The sequence below is a fragment of the Streptomyces sp. NPDC054840 genome, from assembly GCF_053611065.1.
In genome coordinates this window covers 1-6,190 of sequence record NZ_JBSGZP010000450.1, presented here as the reverse complement: position 1 = coordinate 6,190, position 6,190 = coordinate 1, and the positions used below count along the sequence as shown (strand labels likewise).

At 72.5% G+C, this 6,190-nt stretch carries 5 protein-coding genes; 1 reads left to right on the top strand and 4 read right to left on the bottom strand.

Features of this window, described 5'->3' with window-relative positions; genetic code table 11:
• Nucleotides 1-167: 167 nt before the first annotated feature.
• From ACWGIU_RS26560 to ACWGIU_RS26545, 4 genes are read right to left on the bottom strand one after another with little or no spacing between them, the layout of a single operon-like run.
• A complete protein-coding gene (locus tag ACWGIU_RS26560) occupies nucleotides 168-827 on the bottom strand; it encodes an O-methyltransferase (RefSeq protein ID WP_453709817.1) in 660 nt (219 codons plus the stop codon).
• A complete protein-coding gene (locus ACWGIU_RS26555; protein ID WP_453709815.1) occupies nucleotides 824-1,654 on the bottom strand; it encodes an HAD family hydrolase in 831 nt (276 codons plus the stop codon). The genes ACWGIU_RS26560 and ACWGIU_RS26555 overlap by 4 nt, the downstream gene beginning before the upstream one ends.
• Nucleotides 1,651-4,188: a phosphoribosyltransferase gene (locus tag ACWGIU_RS26550; RefSeq protein WP_453709813.1), complete on the bottom strand. Its 2,538-nt coding sequence runs from the start codon at nucleotides 4,186-4,188 to the stop codon at nucleotides 1,651-1,653. Before ACWGIU_RS26550 ends, ACWGIU_RS26555 begins: the two co-directional genes overlap by 4 nt.
• Nucleotides 4,189-4,237: 49 nt before the next feature.
• A complete protein-coding gene (locus tag ACWGIU_RS26545) occupies nucleotides 4,238-5,404 on the bottom strand; it encodes an HpcH/HpaI aldolase/citrate lyase family protein (protein ID WP_453709811.1) in 1,167 nt (388 codons plus the stop codon).
• A 194-nt stretch (nucleotides 5,405-5,598) separates the two neighbouring features.
• On the opposite strand from ACWGIU_RS26545, the gene ACWGIU_RS26540 reads away from it, so the two are divergent.
• Nucleotides 5,599-6,190: TerD family protein (locus tag ACWGIU_RS26540; RefSeq protein WP_453709809.1), on the top strand; the 592-nt coding region annotated here is incomplete at its 3' end.

Genomic DNA, 6,190 nt, shown 5'->3' with positions numbered 1-6,190 from the left:
GGACGAGCAGCAGTGCCCCCGCGCCCGCGATGGGCGGCGGGGGCGGCTGCTGCGGTGGCGGCGGCTGCGGCTGACCCGGGGCGCTGCGGCCCGCGGCCTGAAGCGTGAGGCGTGAGCGCGCGGGCCCGTAGGCCCGTGAGCGCGCAGATCCGTGGGCCCGTCGGCCTTCAGCGCTTGCGCGACAGGGTCAGGCCGTCCGAGATCGCGAGCAGGACGGATTCCATGCGCGGGTCCGCCGACACGTGGTCGTTGAAGGCGCGGACGCCGGCCGCAGCACCGGTGGCCGACTCGTCGAGGACCGTGCCGTGGTAGAGCGTGTTGTCGGTGACGATCAGGCCGCCCGGACGCAGTCGCGGCACCAGTTCCTCCCAGTAGGAGATCTGGCTCTGCTTGTCCGCGTCCACGTAGGCCATGTCGATGTGCGGTTCGGCCGGCATCGCGCGCAGGGTCTCCAGCGCCGGTGCGATGCGCAGCTCGATGCGGTCCGCGACGCCCGCCTCCTCCCAGGCCTGCCGGGCGTACCGGGTCCACTCCTCGGAGACGTCGCAGGCGATGAGGCGGCCGTCGGCGGGCAGTGCCTGGGCCATCGACAGGGCCGAGAAGCCGGTGAAGGTGCCGACCTCCACGATGTGGCGGGCGCCGGTCAGTCGTACCAGGAAGGCCAGCAGCGGTCCCTGCTCCTCCGCCGACTGCATTCCGGCCACGTCCGGGAACTTGGTGTACGTCGTCGCCACCAGCCCCCGCTGGACCTGGTCCAGCGGCGGGTTGTGGTCGAGCATGTACCGGTAGAGCTCGTCTGTGATCTTGGTGCTGTTGCCCTTGGTCATGCGTCCAGTCTGCCCAGTCGGGCCGCCTCCTGGGCGAATGCCCGCACGATTTCCTCTCCCGCCAGGACGCCCGCCGTGGCCAGCGCGGTCACCGACGGCGCCGTCCAGGCCGCGTCGGCCAGTTCGCCGTGTCCCGGGCGCCAGCCGGCGTGCGCCGCCAGCAGCAGGTCCGCGTCCAGCAGCGAGTCGCCGGCCGCGAGGGTGGTGGTGGCTCCGGTTCGGCGGGCGACCTCGTACATCGCCGCGCTCTTCGTGAGCGGGCGCGGAACCGCGTAGACCTTCCGGCCCTGGAGGGAGACCGTCCAACCGCGGGCCTCGGCCCACTCCGTCAGGGACTTGAGCCATTCGTCCGGGAGCAGTTCCCGCTCCACGACGAGGTACGCGAAGAGGTCCTCCGCGAGGCGCGCCTTGCGCAGCCACGCCGGGTCGGCCGTGGACAGCAGGTGCTGGTGCACCTCCTCCAGGGTGGCGCATTCCTCGGCCAGGCGCGCCGCGACCTGCCGCCGCCAGTCCCGGTCCGGTACCCCGTCGACGAGGAGCTGCCCGCCGTTGGCGCAGATGGCGTACTGGGCCGGGCGGCCGGGGAAGCGGATGCGCTGGTACTGCTTGCGGGTCCGGGTGGTGGTGGGGACGAAGACCACCGAAGGATCGGCCGTCAGCTCCGCCAGCAGTCCCGCCGCCGTTTCCGTCATGTAGGACAGCGGCTTGCTCTCGTGGACCTCGACGCACAGCAGCCGCGGGGCCACCGGGTCGGGCATGGTCAGGCCGAGGGCGGCCGCCGAGTAGATGAGCGTACGGTCGAGATCACTGGCTACGAGGACAGTCACTTCGAGGCCACAGCCTTTCCGTCGGCGCCGGTGGCGCCGCGCGTGAATCGGGGGTGGATGAGTCCTACGCACGTGTAGGGCAGCCCGTCGACCTCTTCCACCGGGACGCCGCGCTGCTCGGCGAGCAGCCGTACGTGGTCCAGGTCGGCCCCGGCGCCGCGCTGCGCCAGGATCTTCCACGGAACCCTGCGCAGCAGGACGCGGGTGGTCTCGCCGACGCCGGGCTTGACGAGGTTCACGTCGTGGATGCCGTACTCCTCGCTGATCCGCTCGACGGCCGCCCAGCCCTCCCAGGTGGGCGTGCGGTCGGCCGCGAGGAGCTCCTTGACCTCCTCGTCGACGGCGTCGGCCACCTGGTCGAAGTGGGCGGCGACCGTGTCGACGAATGCGACGGAGACATCGGCTCCGGCGAGCTCACGGTAGAACTTCGCGCCGTGGAAGTCGGCGGGACCGACCAGGTCGGACCTGAGAACCGTACGGGAGACGAGACCGGAGACGGTGGAATTGAGACAGGCGGAAGGGATCAGGAAGTCCTCCCGGGTGCCGTACGTGGGCACGCAGGAGCCGGGGTCGGCGAGGACGACGATCTCCGGGTCGAAGCCGGGGAACTCCTGCAGGGCGACCTTGAGCTCGCGGGTGATGGCGCCCTTGCCGGTCCAGCCGTCGACGAAGACGATGTCGGCCGGGTCGTGGTGGGCGGCCAGCCAGCGCAGGGCGTTGGCGTCGATGCCGCGGCCGCGCACGATGGAGACGGCGTAGTGCGGCAGGTCCAGGCCGTGGCGGGCGCGGGCCCAGCGGCGCATCAGGACGCCCACGGGGGTGCCGGCGCGGGCCAGGGAGACCAGGACCGGGGACGGCGAGCGTTCGGCGAGGACGGTCTCGGTGACCGTGCCGACGGCCCGGGCCACGCGGACGGCGGAGGCGGCCAGGGCGCTCCCGTACAGCTCCTGGTACTGGGGGGAGGGCTGGTACTCGACGGGCAGGGACTCGGCGTAGTGCGCACCGCCCGCCTGTATCGCCTCCTCGCGCTCCTCCGTCGGCGCCTCCAGTTCGACGTCGGAGAAGTCCTGGAGCAGCCAGCCGACGTCCTCCGGGGCGTACGAGGAGAAGGCGGGACCGCGCAGGGGCTCGCGCAGGGTCGGCTCGGTGGGCTCGGTCATGATCGGCTTGGGCTCCCGCCGGTCGGGTGTGTAGGACGGGACGACGGCCAGGACGACGTGGCCGGTGTGCGGGGCGAGGGCCGCCAGCAGTCCGGTGTGCAGCTCGGGGGTGTCCCCGGCCGAGTCCACGACGGCGACGACGGCGTCGAAACCGGCGCCGTCCGTGCCGCGGACGTTGTAGGCGTAGCGGTCGCCGGGGCCGTCGGCCGGGGCGTCGTGGGCCGGGAAGACCAGCCGGGTGCGGATGGCGTAGCCGGGGTCGTCGACGGCGAGGACGGGCGAGCGGGTGGTGGTGGAGAACCGGACCTCGCGGGCCGAGCCCGCGTCCTGAAGGGCCTTGGCGAGGCGCAGCGGCGCGTACATCAGCTCCTCGTTGCCGAGTACGAGGACCCGCCCGGGGCTCTCGCCCAGCGCGGCGGCGAGCCGGCCGGCGAGCCCGGGCAGGGCCGCCTCCAGGCGGGTGCGGTGCGCCGTGGTGAAGCCGTGGCGGCCGCCGTCGGGGAGGCCGGCCGGCCAGTCCAGGTCCACACGGGTGACCGGCCGCGGGGCGTCAGCCGAACCGGCGTGGCGGGCCCGGTCCGGCTGGGGCAGGGCAGCCTGCGCCTCGTACTCCCCGGCCTGAGCCTCGTACTCCCCGGTCGGCGCCTCGTACTCCTCGACCAGCGCCTGCCCCTTGGCCAGGACGCCGTCCGGGAGGGAGACGGTGCCCGAGGCGAGGGCGATCAGGTCCACGCGCGCGCCCAGCTCGGCGGCGAAGGCGGTGAGCCGGTCACGGTCCGCGGCCGAGCGCATGTCGACGAGGGCGACGACGACGTAGTGCGAGCGGGGGTGGCGGGCGTGCAGGTCGCGGATGGTGTTCAGGACCGTGTTGCCGGTGGAGAACTCGTCGTCGACGAGGACCAGGGGTCCGCTGCCGGCGAGCAGCCGCGGGTCCTCGGGGAGCAGCAGGTGCGAGGTGGCGTGCGAGTGCGCCTCCTCGAAGCCGCCGGCCTGCTCCACGCCGGGCACGGGGCGGCGGGTGGAGTGCAGGTAGGGGGCCGGTCCGAGGCCGTCGGCCACGCAGTGGCCGAGGCCGGTGGCGGTCTCGGCGTAGCCGAGGACCACGGCATCGGCGGCGTCCTCGCCGAGCAGCTCCCGGACGCGTTCGCCGAGGCCGAAGCCCGCCCCGTACACGAGCGCCGGGGACTGCGGGACGTGCTTGCCGAGGACCTGCGAGACCAGCAGGTGGGCGCGCTTGGGGTTGCGCCGCAGGGCCAGTCCGAGCAGCTCCGTCAACCGCGGACCGTCACCGGAATCCTCCAGGCTCACGCCCAGCCGGTCCGCGACCCAGGTACCCGACCACACCGCTTCGATCGTCTTGCCTTTCCTCGTCATCGTCATTGTCCGTGCCTGGGCCCGCGTCCGCGCGGGCGGGCGGGCGCGCTCACACCTGGAGCCCGGCCGTGAGCAGGTCGACGAAGCCGACCTCCTCCTTCGCCACACCGAAGACCTCGGCGCGCAGCATGGTGCGCTCGGCCCAGGCCCGGTGGGGCTTCACCTCGTTCATCTTGTTCGTGTAGGCGCTGCGCATCACGCCGCCGCCGCCGCGCTCGGGCCGCAGGATGTCCTGCGCATCGCAGAACTCCTCGTGCGAGACCACCGACAGCGCGTGCACGGGCGTCACGTGGGCGGGGTGGATGCAGGTCTTGCCGAGCAGTCCGTTGGCCCGGTCCAGCTCGATCTCGCGCAGCAGTCCGTCCAGGTCGTGCTCGATCAGGGCGGTGCGCAGTTCCTCCACGCCCTCCTCCAGGAAGGGGCTGCGGCGCAGCTGGGGCTTGAAGAGGCGCTGCTGGCTGCGGAAGTACTCCCAGACCGGTCCGGTCACCGTGAAGCCGGTGCCGTCGGCGCGGCTGAGGACGTTGACGACGTCCGCGATGACGCCCGCCACGATCTGGACGTCGTAGGCGGTCATGTCGGGCGTGCGCCGCAGGCCGTAGGCCGAGCAGAAGTCGGTCACGCCGAGCCGCAGCGCCAGGACGCGCTCGCGGTGACTGTTGACGGTGCGGGAGATGCCGGCGAGTGCCTCGACGCGGGTTTCGAGGTGGAGGAGGTCCGGGGTTTCCAGGACGGGCATGGCATACAGGCGGGGCAGTCCACCGGCCGCCTCCGCCGCGGCGACGGCTTCGAGGAAGGCGATCCCGCGACTCTCGTCGAACTTCGGGAGTACGAATCCGGCCAGCCGCCGCACGGAGCCGCCGAGCCGGCGCACCAGGTCGGGAATCTGCTCGGGCGTGCGGACGCGGATGAAGAGGAGCGGGAGCTCCGCGCCGTCGGCGTCGAGCTCCGAGAAGTGCCGTACGAGGTTCTCCTCCGCTCCGGCGACGTCGCCGTCGCTGATGGAATCCTCCAGGCAGAGGACCATCGAGACGACTCCGCGACCGGCCTGCTTGCGGATGTCGGCCGCGAGCGTGGGTCGGGTGGCCGGGCTGTAGAGAGTGGCTCCCAGCGCCGCCGCGAGGACGCGGGCAGGCGAGGCTCCGGTGAATTCCGCCGGTTCCTGGTGGAAGAGGTCGTTACGGACGGCGGGCGTTATGTGCCCAAAGTGACGCATGTGCTTCCCCCGTACTGCCTCGGCGGCCCAACTGGCATGGCCGGTAATAGTACGTACGAACGTGAGTCAAGAGTTCCTCAAGCACATGAAGTTCAGGTAACCCTCTTGCACCATGCCCAGGTCTCGCGTTCGAGACAAGGCCCTACGGGGGGCCGCATTGTCCCTGTCCACCCTGGGAGGGCAGGATGACGTGCATGACGCACGCGATGCAGAAGGGTTCGAACATCCCGGTGGCCGCCGTGGCGGTCCGGGCGGTGCTGCGCTGGACCGCTGGCCCCGAGGTGCCGGACGTGGACGCCTCGGCGCTGCTCGTCGGCCCGGACGGCCGGGTGCGTTCGGACGAGGACTTCGTCTTCTACAACCAGCCCCGGCACCCCTCGGGGGCCGTCTGGCGACTCGGCAAGAAGCAGATCGGTGACGCGATCACCGACGCCGTCCAGGCGGACCTGCGCACGGTGACCCCCACGGTGGACCGGATCCTGGTGGTCGCCTCCGCCGAGGACGTCCCGTTCCGCCGGGTCGGCGACCTCCGGATCCTCCTCTACGACGCCGGCGCGACCGGGGGCTCCGAGCCGCTGGCCTACTTCGACGTACGGCCCGAGACCGGCGATGAGACGGCGCTGATCTGCGGGGAGCTGTACCGGCGGGGCGAGGGGTGGAAGTTCCGGGCGCTCGGCGAGGGCTACTCCGACGGACTGGTGGGGCTGGCGACCGACCACGGGATCTCGGTCGACGAGAACGCCGCCGAGCCGGACGCGAGCCCGGAGGCCGGCGCCGGTGCGGGCC